The sequence below is a fragment of the Cognatishimia sp. SS12 genome, assembly GCF_028369055.1.
In the GTDB taxonomy this organism is placed as follows: Bacteria; Pseudomonadota; Alphaproteobacteria; order Rhodobacterales; family Rhodobacteraceae; genus Cognatishimia.
The window spans coordinates 176,405-192,889 of sequence record NZ_JAQNCZ010000005.1; the positions used below are offsets into that span (position 1 = coordinate 176,405).

Below are 16,485 nucleotides of genomic sequence, written 5' to 3' on the forward strand. Positions count from 1 at the left end.
AAACCGCTGCGCGCACGCCGGAAACCGTACAAATCGCACCACGCGACTTGCGGGGTGGCGGGCAGCTTTCTATAAGCGGCAAAGATCACACAAGGAGCCGCGCGATGGTGTTTCGTCAAAAACATCTTTTGGGGATCGAACATCTGCACCCGCAGGAAATCACCACCCTCCTTGATCTTGCAGATCAATACGTCGATCTGAACCGCCGCGATGTGAAACATTCAGAGGCACTGCGCGGCCTTACCCAGATCAACATGTTCTTTGAAAACTCCACCCGCACCCAGGCCAGCTTTGAGATTGCTGGCAAACGCCTGGGCGCGGATGTGATGAATATGGCCATGCAGGCCAGTTCGATCAAAAAAGGCGAAACCCTGATTGATACGGCTATGACGCTGAATGCGATGCACCCGGATCTTTTGGTGGTGCGCCATCCGCATTCCGGCGCGGTGGACCTTTTGGCGCAGAAAGTGAATTGCGCGGTTCTGAATGCGGGGGACGGCAAACACGAGCACCCGACCCAAGCCTTGCTGGATGCGCTGACCATTCGCCGGGCCAAAGGGCGGTTGCATCGCCTCAACATCGCGATATGCGGCGACATCAGCCACAGCCGCGTGGCACGCTCGAACCTGATCCTGCTGGGCAAAATGGAAAACCGCGTGCGCCTTGTGGGCCCGGCCACGCTGATGCCGAGCCAGATCGATCAGTTTGGGGTCGAGGTCTATGAGGACATGGCCGAAGGGCTGAAAGATGTCGATGTTGTCATGATGCTGCGCCTTCAGCGCGAGCGGATGGACGGCGGCTTTATCCCGTCAGAACGCGAATACTATCACCGCTACGGTCTGGATGCCGACAAGCTGAGCCATGCCAAGGCGGATGCGATTGTCATGCACCCCGGACCGATGAACCGCGGCGTTGAGATCGACGGGGAACTTGCGGACGATATCAACCGTTCCGTTATTCAAGAGCAGGTCGAAATGGGTGTTGCCGTGCGCATGGCCGCGATGGACCTGCTGGCACGCAACCTGCGAGACAGCCGCAGCAACGCGCCGGTGGAGGTGTAAATGGAAGATCCCAAAGACCCAAAGATGAGCGGCCGTGTCGCCAGCATCGCCCTATTGGTGATGTTCGCGCTGGTCGGGTTGATGGTCTGGATCGGCGGGTAAAGGGAGGGTGAAAGCCATGGAGGACGCACTGACAGTTTCCCCGTATGAGGGCGGTGTAATCCGGCTTTTCTCTGTTGATATTGATGCGGCCGAACTGGCGCGGATCAAATCCCCAAAAACCGACATGCCCCCGACGGGCGCAGCCATTGCGGATTTGGTCGGCCTTGACTGGATCGATCCGGCCCATGCCGAGATTTTCGACATCAGCGACCTCGAAGAGATGGGGCTATATGGCTATCTCACCGAAGGCGCAGGTGTATCGCCGGAAACCCTGATAGAGAAACGTGCCGCATTGAGTGCCCTCAAGGGGGTTGTGCTGATCCTGTTTTCCGGGGCGTTTGACGATAAGGGGGCGCAGCTCACTCCCGCGCGCCATGTCTCACTCGTCGATGTATTTCACGAAGCTGGCGCGCCGATCCAATTTGGCGCGCTGCCCTCAAAGGCGGCGCTGGAGCCCAGCAATCAGGGCAGCCCCGCCGCCCATCCGCAATTGAATGTTATGAAAGCCATGCTGATCCTGCCCGCCATATGTCTGGTGATCGGGATCATTGTATGGATCCTGTTGTGACGGCGCGATGCATGTTGACGCCGTCTGAGAAAGGACAGCCCACCCTATGAGCCTGCTTTTTACCAACGCCCGCCTCATTGATCCCGAAGCAGGCACTGATAACGCTGGCAGCCTGCTGGTTGAGAATGGCGTGATTGTGGATCTGGGGCCGAATGTGGCGATGCCCGCCCGGGCCGAGGTCATCGACTGCGCGGGCAAATGCCTTGCGCCGGGGATCGTGGATATTGGCGTGAAGGTCTGCGAGCCGGGCGAGCGGCACAAGGAAAGCTATCGTTCTGCCGGTTTGGCCGCAGCGGCCGGAGGCGTCACGACAATGGTGACGCGGCCTGACACCGAGCCCGCGATCGACAGCCCCGAGACGCTGGAGTTCGTCACCCGCCGCGCCAATGAGGCCGCGCCTGTCAACGTCGTCCCCATGGCGGCACTGACCAAGGGGCGGGCCGGGCGCGAAATGACGGAATTTGGCTTTCTTATGGATGCCGGGGCCATTGCCTTTACCGATTGCGACAATGTCGTCACCGACACCAAGGTCTATTCGCGCGCGTTGACCTATGCCCGCAGCCTTGGCGCGCTGGTGATCGGACACCCGCAAGAACCGATCCTGTCCAAAGGGGCCGCCAGCACCTCGGGCAAATTCGCCAGCCTGCGCGGCCTGCCTGCGGTGTCGCCGATGGCTGAGCGCATGGGCATCGACCGCGATATTGCGCTGGTTGAAATGACTGGTGTGAAATATCACGCAGATCAGATCACCACCGCCCGCGCCCTGCCCGCGCTGCAACGCGCCAAGGCCAACGGATTTGACATCACTGCGGGCACATCCATCCACCATCTTACGCTGAACGAGTTGGACGTCGCCGATTACCGCACCTTCTTTAAGGTCAAACCGCCGCTGCGCGGCGAAGATGATCGCCTGGCGCTGGTGGAGGCCGTAAAGTCCGGGCTGATTGACATTATCAGCTCCATGCACACGCCGCAGGACGAGGAAAGCAAACGTCTGCCCTTTGAGGAGGCCGCCTCTGGTGCCGTCGCGCTGGAAACGCTGCTGCCTGCCGCGCTGCGTCTTTATCATGCAGAGCAGCTGACCCTGCCAGAGCTGTTCCGCGCCATGACGCTCAATCCGGCAAAACGCCTTGGCTTGCCATCGGGGCGGCTCAGTGCCGGGGCACCGGCGGATCTGATCCTCTTTGATGCGGATGCGCCTTTTGTCCTCAACCGCTTTGAACTTAAGTCGAAATCCAAGAACACGCCATTTGACGGCGCACGGATGCAGGGTAAGGTGCTCGCGACTTATGTCGCAGGCCAAGCAGTGTACCGGAGAGACTAATGCCAACAATTGAAACCGGGGTGCTCGCACTCCTGCTGTGGGCCGTGGTGGGGTATCTTTTTGGCTCCATTCCGTTTGGCATCGTGATCACGCGCAGCTTTGGGCTCGGGGATCTGCGCAAAATCGGCTCTGGCAATATCGGCACCACCAATGTTCTGCGCACCGGGTCAAAGCCGGCGGCCCTGGCAACGCTGATTTTGGACGGCGCAAAAGGCGCGGTCGCCGCCTTGATCGCGCGGGCCCTCGCCGGCGAAGACGCAGCGCAACTGGCAGGGCTTGCGGCCTTTGTCGGCCATTGCTTTCCGATCTGGTTGGGATTTAAGGGCGGCAAAGGCGTTGCAACGTTTCTCGGTCTGATGCTCGCCTTGGCCTGGCCCGTGGGCATCGCCTGCTGCCTGTCATGGCTTGCGACCGCTATCATCGCGCGCATTTCATCGCTGTCGGCGCTTGTGGCGGCGGCGTCCAGTACGCTCTGGATCTTGGTATTCGGTCAGGCGCACATGCTGGCCTTGGGTCTCATTGTGACACTTTTGGTGTTTTGGCGTCACAAAGACAATATTTCCCGTCTTAGGGCTGGATCGGAGCCGAAAATTGGCCAAAAGTAACGGCATTAATTTGTCTTTACTCTTTTTAGTGATGTTACATGGCCAATGCTTTATCTAAACGTGCACGATCCGCAAATCCTGATTCCTCTCGCCTGCGCGGCTCTGCGCGCTCGGCGCTGCGGCTGATCCTAAGCAAGGGGCTATTTGGCACCGACCGTCCGGCCCCGGCGGGCACCCTGCGCGGGCTGGATGTGCTCCCACCGTCGATCATTCGCCAACGCCTCGCGCGCGCATCAGTGATTAGTCACAGCGTTTATGGCGCGCAGATCGACTTTGAAAACCCAAAAGGGTTCTTCGAGAAACTGGTGCTCAGCAAATTTTTCGCACCGATTCCAATGCCTTCGCCCGCAGACAGCCTAGCATTGACGCGCTTTATCCCCGCTGATCTGTCCGAAGTGATCAAGCCCTTGCCAGTTGTCTGGCAGGGGGCGCATGCGCTGACCAGCGACCGGGTCGGCGCAGAGATTACGCCCGGCCAGTATTTTGCGAAGTCGAATATGCTTCCAGATACGGCGCTGGCGATAACATTTCCGATGGACCCGGCCATGACCTTGCGCGCCAAGCGCCTGACCCGCAAATGGCTAGACACGGATGCGGGCGAGCGTACGTCCGAATGGTGGCGGAACCTGATCGCGCCGCGCGCCTTTCTAGAGCGTGACGTGCGCGTTGAGAACAACCCGGTGTCCCATTGGCGATTTCATATTGGCGGCGGGCATATTCTGGGCATCGTTGTGGTGCCGGACTATCGCCGGTCCTCTGCCGAGGCGCTTTATGATGAAAATTTCACGCCCCTGCCGCATGAACTCTTCTTGCCCAACAGCGCGCCCATCACGGAGCCAAGTTATTTCAAAAGCCTGCGCTATGCCGCGCTGCGGATTGCCGAGCCGTTTGAGTATGTGCGCGTCGATATCTGCCATAATGGCGAACAAGCCTATCTGAGCGCGCTCAATCTCACCCCGTTCGGCGCGCAGCGCTTGCCCCGCTCCCATGCGCTCAATGCGATCATGGGGGAAAAGTGGCAATCAGACCTCTTTCGGGGATAACTAGCAAAAACCACAATACCCGCGCTTTTTGCAAATAAACGGCGGCCACTTTGGCCGCCGTTTCTCATTCAAATCTCAATAGCTGAATTCTCTGTAGATCCGTGTCAGATCACCATTCCAGTCCCCGTGATACCGCTCCAGCAGCTCATCTGCAGGCACCATGCCGCTGTCGACGCTTTCTTTCAGAGCGTTGAGGAAATGCGTTTCATCCGGCACCAGACCACCCGCGCCGGGCTTTGCCCGCGCTTTCAACCCTGCTTCGGAAATGGCGAGCACCTCGCGCGCCAACCCGTGCATCTCAATGCCAGACACATGCGCCTGCAACCCCTCTTCTGAGGCCGCAACCCGCAGCGCTTCGCGGGTTTCCGCATCCCAGCCTTTGACCAGATCCCAGGCCGCATCTAGCGAGGATTGATCATACATCAACCCGGTCCAGAAGGCAGGCAGCGCGCAAAGGCGCCGCCATGGTCCACCATCCGCGCCGCGCATCTCCATGAATTTCTTAATCCGCGCTTCGGGGAAGGCGGTTGTCAGATGGTCCGCCCAATCAGACAGCGTGGGCATTTCGCCGGGCAGCGCAGGCAGTTCGCCCTTTAGAAAATCGCGGAACGACTGACCCAGCGCGTCGATATACTGCCCGTCGCGATAGACAAAATACATCGGCACATCGAGCGCGTATTCAACCCAGCGCTCAAAGCCCATGCCGTCTTCAAAGACAAACGGCAGCATGCCGGTGCGCGCATTATCCAGATCGCGCCAGACGCGCGATCGCCAAGATTTATGCCCATTTACCTTGCCATCAAAGAACGGAGAGTTGGCAAAAAGCGCCGTGGCCACAGGCTGCAGCGCCAGGGCGACACGTAGTTTCTGCACCATATCCGCCTCAGAGCCGAAATCGAGATTCACCTGCACGGTGCAGGTCCGATACATCATGGATTTGCCCATGGTGCCGACGCGATCCATATATTCGGTCATCAGTTTGTAACGCCCTTTGGGCATCACCGGCATTTCGTCATGCGTCCAGATCGGAGCCGCGCCAAGTCCGATGAATTTCACACCAATCTTGTCGGCAATATCTTTCACGTCGCGCAGGTGGGCGTTCACCTCATCACAGGTCTGGTGAATGCTTTCCAGCGGTGCGCCCGACAATTCCAGTTGCCCGCCCGGCTCCAGGCTGACATTGGCACCGTCCTTTTCCAGACCGATCAGCTTGCCCGCCTCTTGCACCGGTGCCCAGCCATGCTGGTCCCGCAGCCCTTCCAGCACCGCCAGAATAGACCGTTCCCCGGCATAGGGCAGAGGCTTCAGCGAGTCCTTGCAGTAGCCAAATTTCTCATGCTCGGTGCCGATGCGCCATTCAGACCGTGGCTTACAGCCGCTTGCGAGATATTCAGCCAGCTGTTCGTGACGCTCGATCGGGCCGCCGCCGGACTGTGGAATAGACATTGTAGGACTCCGATCCTGTTTTCGGTCTGGCTGCTTTGGTGGCGGGAATTGCCCGTGAAGTCAATGCAACCGGGGTGCAGATTTTGCCCAGATCACAACCGGGTGATCCGGGGCGGACTTCAGAGATTGCAGCATGAATTCTGTGCGAATGCCCGGCAACGCCGCAAAGGCATCAAACAACGCATCGGCCCCAGCGGCATTGACCGGAATGGCGATGTCCGCGTGCCGCTCCTGCTGCAGGACCCAAACCGGCGGCGTCTGCGTGGGGTCAAGCATCACCAAGGACACGTCGCTCAGCGCGGCAACACCGCCTGACAGCGGGCCATAATAGCTAATCTCGCCCTCATCCACGGTGACGATCCCTGGCCCGTCCCGGCCGGTGCGAAACCGCAGGCGCTGCACACCCGTGTAGATCAGCGCCAATGCAGACAGACAGAGCGCCATACCCACCCATTTCAAGATCCCGGAGCCCAGCGCCCAGTAAAGCCCCAGGAATAAAGTTGCGACGCCCACAAGAACTTCGCGCCAGCGCCGCAGTTGGGCGGTGGCCTCGGGTCGCAGAAAACTCATGCGGGGCCCGTATAGGTAAGAGGCGCTTGCAACAAAATCATCTGATACTGCCCTACGTGCTGAAACCCGATCTTTTCATAGGCCCGCGCGGCGTCCTTGCTTGCGGCGAAAAGCACCGCCTCAGTGATACCATCGGACCTGAGTTCTAGAAGATGGGCTGCGAGCACGCGCCCTGCAAGGCCACGACCGCGAAACTCTTTGGGTACAAATACGCCCCCGATCTGCACGGTGGTCTCGGCGCGGGCATTTAGCCCGGTCATGGCCACAGGCGCAGCATTTTCGATCAGAAGACGCACTTTGCCATCTTCGATGGCCCGCACCGCGCGCGCGGCGCACTCTTCGGAGATGTCGGCGGCTTCCGGGCTCATGCCAGTGTCGACCAAATAGGCGCGAAACCAATGCCGCAAGAGGAGCGCGTCATCAGGGACCGGCTTGCGAATTGCAGCCTCAGTGGCGGCAATATCTGCCAGCGGCAGGTGATAAAACGGCTCGATCCGGTCCAGGGCAATCTGATCGGCCGGAAAGCGCAGCGCCGCCTGCGCTTGCGCGATCTGCGGCACAGGGCCCGTGATGCCGGCAACGGGCGACCCAATCAACGCGGCGGCAAAGGCGCCCCAGACAGCATCCGGGCCATCCGGGCATTGGCACATCAAATAGCCGCTTTTGCTGTGCCCGAACACGCCGCGAATGTCGCCGTCCACGCGGTAAATCCAATAGCGCGACGAAAAAGCAGCATCCGAAGGGCGTAGCCCAAATTCCAGCAGGTTGCTGCGCAGAAACATCGAGCTGTGCGCATATTGCGCCAAGAACTCCAGAATTTCCGCCTCTTCACCCAGTTTTGCGGGGCAGATCACTGCCAATCCCCTAGCGCCTGCTGCCAGATCGTCATCGCGGCGACGGCAGCGGTATCTGCGCGCAGAATACGCGGGCCAAGCGCCACCACATGCGCCTGCGGATGGGCGTGCAGCTTTGCGCGTTCTTCGGGGGAAAACCCACCTTCGGGCCCAATCAGAATCGCCCATTTTTCGCCCTCAGCCGCACCCAGCCGTTTGGCCGAGCCAACCTCGGCCTCATCACAAAACATGATCTTGCGCTCCTCTGGCCAATCGGCCAACAGGCGGTCAAGCTTTTGCAGCTCGGCCACTTCGGGCACATAGGTGCCGCCGCATTGCTCTGCCGCCTCAACGGCATGGGCCTGCAGGCGGTCCTGACGGATGCGTTCAGAATTGGTATAGGCGGTCTGCACCGGCAGTATCCGCGCCGCGCCCATTTCAGTGGCCTTTTCGACGATAAAATCCGTGCGCGCCTTTTTGATCGGCGCAAACAAGAGCCAGAGATCAGGCGGCATTTGCAAAGGTTTGGTCTGCGCGGCGCAGAGCAGACGCCCACCGCGTTTGCCGGCCTCAACCACTTCGGCGCGCCATTCACCGTCCTTGCCATTGATCAGCGCCACCTGCGCGCCAACTGCAAGGCGCATGACGCCAAAAAGGTAATGGGCTTGCTCGCGCTCCAGAGGAACCGATTGCCCTATCCCTAGCGGGTGCTCTACATACAGTCTGACTTTTGCATCTTTCATGAGATCCTTCATATGACCGAGCCACGCACAACGCCAGAGCCAGAAGGCCAAGTTTCCGACGCCGTGCAGGGCAATTGGGTGGACCAATGGGCACCAGAAATCACACGCCCCTATCTGCGTCTGTCGCGCGCGGACCGGCCGATTGGCACTTGGCTGTTGTTTCTGCCCTGCGTGATGGGGCTGCTGCTGTCGATGCTCAGCAACAACCGCGCGAGCCTGCATGACCTTTGGATTCTCATTGCCTGCGGTCTGGGCGCGTTTTTGATGCGCGGCGCGGGCTGCACCTGGAATGACATTACCGATCGCAAAATTGATGCCAAGGTGGCGCGAACACGCTCGCGACCGATTCCGTCAGGGCAAGTCACAGTTCCGGGCGCGGTGATCTGGATGCTGCTGCAGGCCCTTCTTGGCCTTTTGATCCTTTTGACGTTTTACGCGAATGCCATCTGGCTGGGGATTTTGGCGATCGTGCCGGTGCTGATCTATCCATTTGCCAAGCGCTTTACCTGGTGGCCACAAGTTTTTCTGGGCATTGCCTTCAACTGGGGGGCCTTGCTGGCCTGGACCGCCCATAGCAACAATTTGGCCTGGCCAGCGCTGGTCCTGTACCTCTCGGGCATCACGTGGACACTGTTTTACGATACGATCTACGCCCATCAGGACAAAGAGGATGACGCGCTGATCGGGGTGAAATCCACCGCACGGCTATTTGCACACAACACGCCGCGTTGGCTGATGTTCTTTTTGATCGCAACCGTGCTGCTGATGGCCATCGCCGTATATGGGGCCACGAAAGACCGCAGCATGCTGTCGATGGTCTTTGCGCTGATCGGGCCTTGGGCGATGGGGTGGCATCTGCAATGGCAAATGCAGAACCTTGATACCGAAAATCCGGACGTTCTGATACGGCTGTTCCGATCCAACCGGAATACGGGCCTGATTCCCTTGCTGTTTTTCGCCGGTGCGTTGTTCATGTGATTGATCCGCAGGGCCGCATTGCGTATCAACCCCGCACAGCAATAAGAAGACGAGTGATATGCGCCTGCCTTTGACCCTGACCGTGTTCGCCACATTTGCGTGGGCTGGTATCCTCAGCCTCGCCGCAGCAAGCCTGACCGCGCGGGTTGTCGAGAGAAGCTCAGAAGACGGGGTGCAGGCGTTGCTGTCAAAATCCGGGATGCATTGGGCCGAGGCCCACGCCGAAGGGTTAAACGTCTTTTTGACCGGCACGGCCCCAACCGAAGCTGAACGTTTTCTTGCGATGTCGCAGGCCGGCACCATCGTGGATGCAGCGCGGGTGATCGACAATATGGAGGTCGCGGCCACCGCCGCCCTCGCCGCCCCAAAATTTTCGGTTGAAATTTTACGCAGCGAATCCGGCATTTCGGTGATCGGGCTGGTGCCGCAAGATGCCGACCCCGCGGGCATTCTATCCCGCCTCAGCAAGATATCCGGCGATGACGAAGCGCTGGCAGATTTCATGGAAACCGCCGATTATGATGTGCCCACCGGCTGGCGTCCCGCCATGTCCTTTGCGCTCTCGGCGCTTGATGAGCTGCAGCGCGCCAAAATCTCGGTCTCAGCCGGCGAAGTGGCCATCACCGCCATGGTCGACAGCCGCGCGCGCAAGCTTGAGCTGGAAAAAGACCTGCGCGCCGAAACACCCAAAACCGTTTCAGTTTCGTTGGACATCTCCGCGCCGCGCCCGGTCATCACCCCTTTTACCCTTCGGGCGGTCTATGAAGACGGCGCAGTGCGCTTTGACGCTTGCTCTGCGGACAGCGAAAAAGCCAAGAACAGCATTCTTGCCGCCGCCAAAGCCCTGAACGCACCGGCGAAACAGGATTGCACAATCGGTCTTGGCGTTCCTTCGCCGAGCTGGGGCAAAGCCTCCGTGACCGTGCTTGAGGCGTTAGGAGCGCTGGGGGGCGGAACCGTCACCATTTCGGATGCCGATATTTCGCTGCAAGCCGCCGAGGGCACGGACCCGGCCCTGTTCGGTCGCGTTGTGGGCGAAACCGAAAAGGCGCTGCCAGAGGTATTTGCCCTGCACGCGGTCCTGCCGGTGACAGACGCAGAAGGCGAAACGAACCTGCCCGAATTCATCGCAACCCTCAGCCCCGAAGGCTTGATGCAAATGCGTGGGCGTCTGGGCGGCGAGATGAGCCAAACCACCATCAACAGTTTTGCGCAGGCGCGGTTTGGCAGCGAGGCTGTCTATGACGCCACTCGCCCCGTCGATGGCCTGCCCGCAGGGTGGTCCAACCGGGTTATGACGGCGCTCGACGCGCTGGCGCAACTCAGCAGTGGCGCGGTCACGGTGACGCCCGAGCTAATAGAGATCAGTGGCAAGACCGGCAATGCGCAGGCAAATACAACGATCAGTGGCCTGCTGGCCGAACGGCTTGGCGAGACGCAGCAGTTTGAAATGGATGTGGCTTATATCGAAGCGCTTGATCCATTGGCCAATATCCCGACCCCCGAAGAATGCGTCGCGCAGCTTCAGGCCGTGCAGGAAGGCAGCAAGCTGTCGTTTGAACCCGGCTCCGGGACTTTGGATGCCGCAGCAGCGCCGGTGCTGGACCGGATTGCCGAAATTCTTGACACCTGCGGCCCGCTTCCGCTGGAAATTCAGGGCCATACCGACAGCCAGGGCCGCGAGACCATGAACCAGGCGCTCAGCCAGAACCGCGCTCAATCCGTACTCGCCGCGCTGCGGGATCGGCGTATCCTGACCAGCGAATTTGTCGCCCGCGGCTATGGTGAAACCACCCCGATCGCCGACAATGACACCGAAGAGGGCCGCGAAGCCAACCGCCGGATTGAGTTTGTATTGCTGGTCCCCGAAGCAGAATCAGAGGATTCTGGTGAAAGCGCCCTTGAAAATAACGAAGAACCTGTGAAAGAAGACGCAGAGGCCCCGGCCGCACAGGAGTAAGACATTGTCTAGAATCGAATTCATCATCGCCACGGCGATTGTCCTGTTCATTGCGTTCTGTATGGGTTGGTTTGCCAATTGGCTGGTGCATCGGTTCACCCGTGTCGCGCAGGCCGATGTTGATCAGCTTGAAAGCATGAGCCAAGAGCTGCATGAGGCCGAGGAAACCCGCGATCAGGCCATCACCTATATGCAGCAGCGCGAGGCTGAGCTGACCAATCAGTTGCATCAGACCGAAGCGGAACTGGCGGCTGCGATGGAAGGGCTGCGCGATGCCCGCCATGAAGCCGAAGAGCTGCGCGCCTATGTGCAGCAGATCCAGACCACCAAGGCCTGAGTCAGCTACCAGCGCTTCAGCGCGTCCTCATCTTCGTCTTTGGCGGCGACCCAGCTGCTCTCGCCCGTAGTGGTGATCTCTCGTTTCCAAAAGGGCGCGCGGGATTTGAGGTAGTCCATCAGATATTCTGCCGCTTCAAAAGCGTCTTTGCGATGGCGCGCTGCGGTGGCGACCATCATGATCAGCTCTCCAGGCGTCAGATCCCCGTAGCGGTGAATGACCAGAACATCGCCGAGCGACCAGCGCGCAGCCGCCTCTTCGGCGATTTTGGTCAGCGCCTTTTCGGTCATTCCGGGGTAGTGTTCGATCTGCATCGCCTGCAGCGTGCCCGCCGCATTGTCACGCACCACGCCGGTAAAGGTGACAACCGCGCCCAGATCCTTGCGTCCTGCGGCAAACGCGGCCGCCTCTGCGCCCAGATCAAACGGCGCGTCTTGCACGCGGATATCCACGTCAGCCCCCGGTCATCGGCGGGAAAAACGCCACTTCGCGCGCGCCATCCAGCGGGGCATCAAAATCGGTCAGCTCCTGGTCAACGGCGACGCGCAGCGCGCTGAGGTCCGAAAAGGCCAGAGCATAGCGCTCTTCGCGGGCGCGCAGCTCCTCGACCAGCTCCGTGACGGTGCGCGCGTCGGTGTCGATCTTTTCCTTTGGCCGTCCAATGCGTTCGCGCACCCAAGCAAAATAGACAATATCCATCTGATCAATCCTTCAGGAAGGGCGCGGCCTTGCGAAAGTAATCCATGCCAGTAATCAGGGTGAGCGCGGCCGCCAGCCACAGCAGGATCAGCCCGCCATTGCCTGCCCAGACCATCGCATGAAACATGGGCCGCAGGCCCAGTTCGTCGGGGGCAGCGCCATTCAGGATATCAGCCACCATGGCCTGATCCATCCCCCAGGACCACATGCCCAGGTAATGTTCAAAGATCCCCTGTGACAGCAGCACCGCGATGGCCACCATTTGCGTGGCGGTTTTCCACTTTGCCAGCTTAGTGACTTTCAGCGTGCCAGCCGTGTCGCCCAGAAACTCGCGCAGACCAGAGACAAACACCTCGCGGAACAGGATAATTGCCGCAGGCAGCACAATCCACAGCGCCAGCGAGGAAAAGGCCACGATCACCATCAGCGCAATCACAACCATCGCCTTATCCGCAATCGGATCGAGCATTGCGCCCAGCTTTGTCACCTGCCCCCAGGACCGCGCCAAATACCCATCGAGATAATCGGTCAACGATGCGACAATAAACAGCACCATCGCCACCGCGTCGGCATAGGGGCGGCTGAAAAACAGAAACATCACCGCGATGAGCGGAGCAGCGAGCAGGCGCAGGGCCGTCAAAATATTAGGAAACGTCCAAGTCATAGGCCATTCCTAGCGGGGTTCGGCCTAATAAAAAAGCGTGTTCACCCACCTGCGGAAAAAGAAATAGCCCGGCGCTGGGAAACGCACGGGCATTTTCTTCGATTCATCCCCGAATCTAGTCAGCCGCCAGCAGCTGTGTCCCTCCGGGCCGGGGTGGATGCGATCTCCCCATTGGCCCCAGACCCGCCAGCGTCTGCTTGTCTGTCTTGTACCAAGACCTGGCGCGTTTGTGCGGTCATCCGACGGATACTGCTTGCATCATGCGGATAGCGCCCTATCCGATCGGATAGGGATCAGCGGCTGCCCTCGTGGAAGAAATCATAAATGGTTTCGGCCAGCGCATCGGAGATACCGTCAACCACCTTGAGATCCGCAAGGTTGGCGCGGCTGACCGCCTTGGCGCTGCCAAAATGCGCCAACAGGGCCCGCTTGCGGGTCGCGCCGACACCGGGGACGTCATCCAGCGGCGTTGCCCCGACCGCCTTGGCGCGCTTGGCGCGATGCGTCCCGATGGCAAACCTGTGGGCCTCATCGCGCAGTCGCTGAACAAAGTACAAGACCGGGTCATTACGCTGCAGGGCAAAGGGCCGCTGGCCCACGCGGTGAAACTCTTCCTTTCCGTGGTCCCGATCCACTCCTTTGGCCACTCCGATCATCGGAATATCTTCGACGCCCCATTCGCGCATGATTTCCGCCACCGCCGAGACCTGACCGGCCCCGCCGTCAATCAGCAAGAGATCCGGCCATTGGCCATGGCTGCGATCCGGGTCTTCTTTCAAAAGCCGTTTGAACCGGCGGGTCAGCACCTCTTTCATCATGCCAAAGTCATCGCCGGGGGTGAGATCATCGCCTTTGATGTTGAACTTGCGGTAGGCGTTTTTCATCAAGCCTTCGGGTCCCGCGACGATCATGCCACCGACGGCATTGGTCCCTTGGATATGAGAGTTGTCGTAGACTTCGATGCGTTCCGGCACCTTGGGCAGGTCAAAGGCCGTAGCCAGCCCCTTGAGCAATTTGGTCTGGGTCGCGCTTTCGCTCATCTTGCGGGCCAGGGATTCGCGTGCGTTGCGCACAGCGCCCGCCACCAGTTCCGCCTTTTCGCCGCGTTGGGGCACCAGAATGTCCACCTTGCGTCCGGCCTTTTCCGACAGCGCATCCGCCATCAGCGCCGCATTGTCGAGCGGATGCGACAGGATAAGTTGGCGCGGAGGTTCCTTGCCATCGTAGAATTGACCAACGAAGGCCTCCAGAACTTCGGCTGCTTCAATGTCGGCTCCGACGCGGGGATAGTAATCGCGGTTGCCCCAGTTCTGATTGGCGCGAATGAAAAACACCTGAACGCAGGCCTGCCCCTTTTCCAGATGCAATGCGATCACATCCGCTTCGGCGACGCCGCGCGGGTTGATGCCCTGGGCGGACTGCACCTGCGTCAGCGCGCGAATACGGTCGCGCAGCACGGCGGCATGTTCAAATTCCATTGCCGCGCTGGCCTCTTGCATTTCTGCGGCCAGCTTCTCCTGAATTTCTGTTGATTTGCCGGACAGGTAACGTTCTGCGTCCGCGACAGCAGCGGCATAATCCGCTGCGCTGATCTTGCCAACGCAGGGGGCGGTGCAGCGCTTGATCTGATATTGCAGGCAGGGGCGCGTGCGGCTCTCGAATGTGGCATCCGAACAATCGCGCAACATGAAGACGCGCTGCAATTGCTGCAAGGTGCGGTTCACCGCCCCGGCGCTGGCGAAGGGACCATAATAATTGCCCTTCTCCTTTTTGGCACCGCGATGTTTTTTGACCTGGGCAAACCGATGCGCGCGGCTGACCAGAATATTGGGAAAGCTTTTGTCGTCCCGCAGCAGCACATTGTACTTCGGCTTGAGCTGCTTGATCAGGTTCTGTTCCAGCAACAAGGCCTCGGTCTCGGTGCTGGTGGTCAGAAACATCATTTCGGCGGTTTCGCTGATCATTCGCGCAATGCGGCCCGAATGGCCGCCGGGCCGGGCATAGTTTGACACCCGGGCCTTCAGGTTGCGCGCCTTGCCCACATAAAGAACCCGCGCCTGCGCATCCAGCATTCGGTAGACGCCCGGCGAACCATCCAGAGTCTTAACATAAGACTGGATGAGGGCGTGGCCCGTCTGCGTTGGGGGCTGTGATGGATCAAGGTCAGACATGCTGACGGAGCTTATGATTCTTTACTGAGCGCTGCAATCTTCATCCCCAGTTGGCAAGGGATATTCTTTCCACGACTTCTGTGGATAACTCTGCAGATAACTTTCCGTGAACGCACGAAACCCCTTATTTTTCACCTGTTTCAGCAATCTGCCTATTTTTTAGGCTTAAAATTAACCCATTGAAAAATAACGAAACTTTATCGCGACCGCTTCAGAAGCCTGAAAACATTGAGGTTTTGTAACGAATTGATGTCGCAGATGCGCCCGGTGCACAACTTTTCTGGTGCAAGGTCAAATGCACCCATCGCGCGTTAACTTTTTGGCGCGGCAGATGCACGCCAATCGTTTCTCATATGTTGAGAATGAGGCCCTGTCAGAGACCGCGAATTTCATCGCAAATCAGGACAAGATACTGAGGATGTAAACCCCGTATAGACCGGCCAAAATCATGCCCCAGCGGCGCGTAATATCCATCTTCATGAAGACGAAAGGCACCAGCAACAGGCTGGCCAACAGCATCACCCAAAGATCAAATTGCAGGAAGCTGCGGTCAACTGGAATCGGGCCGACAAATGTCGCGATGCCGATGATGGCCAAAAGGTTGAACATGTTGGAGCCGATGACATTGCCAAGCGCGACATCCGCCTGACGCCTGAGCGCTGCCATCACGGTTGTGGCCAGCTCTGGCAGGCTGGTTCCGACGGCCACCAATGTCAGCCCGATCACGGTCTCGCGCACATGGAACTGCCGCGCGATGTCCACCGCGCTGTCAACAAGCAGATCCGCGCCCAGCGGCAACCCCAGCAGGCCAAGCACCAGAAACACGATGATCCGCCACCACGGCATATCCGGGTCAGACCCTTCGACCTCTTCCAGATCATCAGAGGAGGCGCAGGTTTCCGCCGTTGGCTCCGCCCCTCGGCTGCGCCGATGCTGGCGCGCGACACGAAAGGCATCGCCTAAGATCAGCGCCAGCACAGAGAGCAGAACAATGCCGCTAACCCAAGTAAAGCGCCCCGTGAAGGCCAACGCAATAAAGAGCAGCGTCGCGCCCATCATCATCAGATAGTTTTTTCGCGTATCGCAGGTGCTGGTATGCAACCGCGAGAGCAACGCAGGGATCCCAAGAACCAACAGAATATTGGCGGTATTGGACCCCACCACATTGCCCAGCGCCAAACCGGGCGCATGTTCGTCAATGGCGCTGATAGCAATCAGCAATTCGGGTGCCGAGGTGCCAAAGGCGACAATGGTCAGGCTGACGATGAGGGCCGGGATGCCCACGCGCAGGCTTAAGTTCACAGCCCCACGTACCAAGGCGTCCCCCGCCAGAAGCAGAATAATCAATCCCAAACCGGCAGTTAGCCATACGAACATGTGG

The 16,485-nt window shown here is 59.3% G+C and carries 17 protein-coding genes; 8 read left to right on the forward strand and 9 right to left on the reverse strand.

The genetic code is table 11. The features are described from left to right. Window positions 1-104: 104 nt before the first annotated feature. From N6L24_RS12470 to N6L24_RS12490, 5 genes are all read left to right on the forward strand, one after another. The gene (locus tag N6L24_RS12470) at window positions 105-1,061 is read left to right on the forward strand and encodes an aspartate carbamoyltransferase catalytic subunit (RefSeq protein ID WP_271845013.1); all 957 of its coding nucleotides are present in this window, start codon (window positions 105-107) and stop codon (window positions 1,059-1,061) included. Window positions 1,062-1,179: 118 nt separating this feature from the next. Then, window positions 1,180-1,731: a hypothetical protein gene (locus N6L24_RS12475; protein ID WP_271845014.1), complete on the forward strand. Its 552-nt coding sequence runs from the start codon at window positions 1,180-1,182 to the stop codon at window positions 1,729-1,731. 46 nt (window positions 1,732-1,777) lie between these two features. Then, on the forward strand, window positions 1,778-3,055 hold the full coding sequence (gene pyrC / locus N6L24_RS12480) for a dihydroorotase (RefSeq protein WP_271845015.1): 1,278 nt from the start codon (window positions 1,778-1,780) through the stop codon (window positions 3,053-3,055). Beyond that, a complete protein-coding gene (gene plsY / locus N6L24_RS12485) occupies window positions 3,055-3,660 on the forward strand; it encodes a glycerol-3-phosphate 1-O-acyltransferase PlsY (RefSeq protein ID WP_271845016.1) in 606 nt (201 codons plus the stop codon). Before pyrC ends, plsY begins: the two co-directional genes overlap by 1 nt. A 38-nt stretch (window positions 3,661-3,698) precedes the next feature. Beyond that, window positions 3,699-4,703 carry an ATP-grasp fold amidoligase family protein gene (locus N6L24_RS12490; RefSeq protein WP_271845017.1) on the forward strand — a complete coding sequence of 335 codons (1,005 nt, stop codon included), beginning with the start codon at window positions 3,699-3,701 and terminating at the stop codon, window positions 4,701-4,703. Between the two features lie 75 nt (window positions 4,704-4,778). Here the strand turns inward: N6L24_RS12490 and N6L24_RS12495 are convergent, their stop codons facing one another. Genes N6L24_RS12495 through N6L24_RS12510 form a run of 4 tightly spaced genes read right to left on the reverse strand, consistent with a single transcriptional unit; the run spans window position 4,779 to window position 8,295 of the window. After that, window positions 4,779-6,149 (reverse strand): glutamate--cysteine ligase, encoded by a 1,371-nt coding sequence (locus tag N6L24_RS12495; protein WP_271845018.1) that lies wholly within the window; start codon window positions 6,147-6,149, stop codon window positions 4,779-4,781. Window positions 6,150-6,209: 60 nt separating this feature from the next. After that, complete coding sequence (locus N6L24_RS12500) at window positions 6,210-6,719, reverse strand: hypothetical protein (RefSeq protein WP_271845019.1); 510 nt, start codon at window positions 6,717-6,719, stop codon at window positions 6,210-6,212. Continuing rightward, complete coding sequence (locus N6L24_RS12505) at window positions 6,716-7,573, reverse strand: GNAT family N-acetyltransferase (RefSeq protein ID WP_271845020.1); 858 nt, start codon at window positions 7,571-7,573, stop codon at window positions 6,716-6,718. Before N6L24_RS12505 ends, N6L24_RS12500 begins: the two co-directional genes overlap by 4 nt. Continuing rightward, a complete protein-coding gene (locus N6L24_RS12510) occupies window positions 7,570-8,295 on the reverse strand; it encodes a 16S rRNA (uracil(1498)-N(3))-methyltransferase (protein WP_271845021.1) in 726 nt (241 codons plus the stop codon). The genes N6L24_RS12505 and N6L24_RS12510 overlap by 4 nt, the downstream gene beginning before the upstream one ends. 12 nt (window positions 8,296-8,307) lie before the next feature. Between N6L24_RS12510 and ubiA the strand changes: the two genes are divergently transcribed. From ubiA to N6L24_RS12525, 3 genes are read left to right on the forward strand one after another with little or no spacing between them, the layout of a single operon-like run. After that, window positions 8,308-9,273 carry a 4-hydroxybenzoate octaprenyltransferase gene (gene ubiA / locus N6L24_RS12515; protein ID WP_271845022.1) on the forward strand — a complete coding sequence of 322 codons (966 nt, stop codon included), beginning with the start codon at window positions 8,308-8,310 and terminating at the stop codon, window positions 9,271-9,273. Window positions 9,274-9,331: 58 nt separating this feature from the next. After that, entirely contained in the window at window positions 9,332-11,233 is a 1,902-nt protein-coding gene (locus tag N6L24_RS12520; protein ID WP_271845023.1) for an OmpA family protein, read from the forward strand. A gap of 4 nt (window positions 11,234-11,237) precedes the next feature. Continuing rightward, window positions 11,238-11,570 carry a hypothetical protein gene (locus N6L24_RS12525; protein ID WP_271845024.1) on the forward strand — a complete coding sequence of 111 codons (333 nt, stop codon included), beginning with the start codon at window positions 11,238-11,240 and terminating at the stop codon, window positions 11,568-11,570. Window positions 11,571-11,575: 5 nt separating this feature from the next. Here N6L24_RS12525 and N6L24_RS12530 read toward each other — a convergent pair whose 3' ends face one another. From N6L24_RS12530 to N6L24_RS12550, 5 genes are all read right to left on the reverse strand, one after another. Further along, entirely contained in the window at window positions 11,576-12,022 is a 447-nt protein-coding gene (locus N6L24_RS12530; RefSeq protein ID WP_271845025.1) for a molybdenum cofactor biosynthesis protein MoaE, read from the reverse strand. A 1-nt stretch (window position 12,023) separates the two neighbouring features. Next, complete coding sequence (moaD, locus tag N6L24_RS12535; protein ID WP_271845026.1) at window positions 12,024-12,269, reverse strand: molybdopterin converting factor subunit 1; 246 nt, start codon at window positions 12,267-12,269, stop codon at window positions 12,024-12,026. 4 nt (window positions 12,270-12,273) lie between these two features. Next, on the reverse strand, window positions 12,274-12,933 hold the full coding sequence (gene pgsA / locus N6L24_RS12540) for a CDP-diacylglycerol--glycerol-3-phosphate 3-phosphatidyltransferase (protein ID WP_271845027.1): 660 nt from the start codon (window positions 12,931-12,933) through the stop codon (window positions 12,274-12,276). A gap of 293 nt (window positions 12,934-13,226) precedes the next feature. Next, a complete protein-coding gene (uvrC, locus tag N6L24_RS12545; protein ID WP_271845028.1) occupies window positions 13,227-15,104 on the reverse strand; it encodes an excinuclease ABC subunit UvrC in 1,878 nt (625 codons plus the stop codon). 399 nt (window positions 15,105-15,503) lie between these two features. Next, on the reverse strand, window positions 15,504-16,481 hold the full coding sequence (locus N6L24_RS12550; protein WP_271845029.1) for a calcium/sodium antiporter: 978 nt from the start codon (window positions 16,479-16,481) through the stop codon (window positions 15,504-15,506). Window positions 16,482-16,485 lie beyond the last annotated feature (4 nt).

Bases quoted from the DNA above. Each gene is read 5' to 3' on its own strand.
- N6L24_RS12520 (WP_271845023.1), top strand. From the start codon at position 9,332: ATGCGCCTGCCTTTGACCCTGACCGTGTTCGCCACATTTGCGTGGGCT.
- pgsA (WP_271845027.1), bottom strand. From the start codon at position 12,933: ATGACTTGGACGTTTCCTAATATTTTGACGGCCCTGCGCCTGCTCGCT.
- N6L24_RS12500 (WP_271845019.1), bottom strand. From the start codon at position 6,719: ATGAGTTTTCTGCGACCCGAGGCCACCGCCCAACTGCGGCGCTGGCGC.
- pyrC (WP_271845015.1), top strand. From the start codon at position 1,778: ATGAGCCTGCTTTTTACCAACGCCCGCCTCATTGATCCCGAAGCAGGC.
- N6L24_RS12495 (WP_271845018.1), bottom strand. From the start codon at position 6,149: ATGTCTATTCCACAGTCCGGCGGCGGCCCGATCGAGCGTCACGAACAG.
- moaD (WP_271845026.1), bottom strand. From the start codon at position 12,269: ATGGATATTGTCTATTTTGCTTGGGTGCGCGAACGCATTGGACGGCCA.
- N6L24_RS12550 (WP_271845029.1), bottom strand. From the start codon at position 16,481: ATGTTCGTATGGCTAACTGCCGGTTTGGGATTGATTATTCTGCTTCTG.
- uvrC (WP_271845028.1), bottom strand. From the start codon at position 15,104: ATGTCTGACCTTGATCCATCACAGCCCCCAACGCAGACGGGCCACGCC.
- N6L24_RS12510 (WP_271845021.1), bottom strand. From the start codon at position 8,295: ATGAAAGATGCAAAAGTCAGACTGTATGTAGAGCACCCGCTAGGGATA.
- N6L24_RS12470 (WP_271845013.1), top strand. From the start codon at position 105: ATGGTGTTTCGTCAAAAACATCTTTTGGGGATCGAACATCTGCACCCG.
- plsY (WP_271845016.1), top strand. From the start codon at position 3,055: ATGCCAACAATTGAAACCGGGGTGCTCGCACTCCTGCTGTGGGCCGTG.
- ubiA (WP_271845022.1), top strand. From the start codon at position 8,308: ATGACCGAGCCACGCACAACGCCAGAGCCAGAAGGCCAAGTTTCCGAC.
- N6L24_RS12490 (WP_271845017.1), top strand. From the start codon at position 3,699: ATGGCCAATGCTTTATCTAAACGTGCACGATCCGCAAATCCTGATTCC.
- N6L24_RS12475 (WP_271845014.1), top strand. From the start codon at position 1,180: ATGGAGGACGCACTGACAGTTTCCCCGTATGAGGGCGGTGTAATCCGG.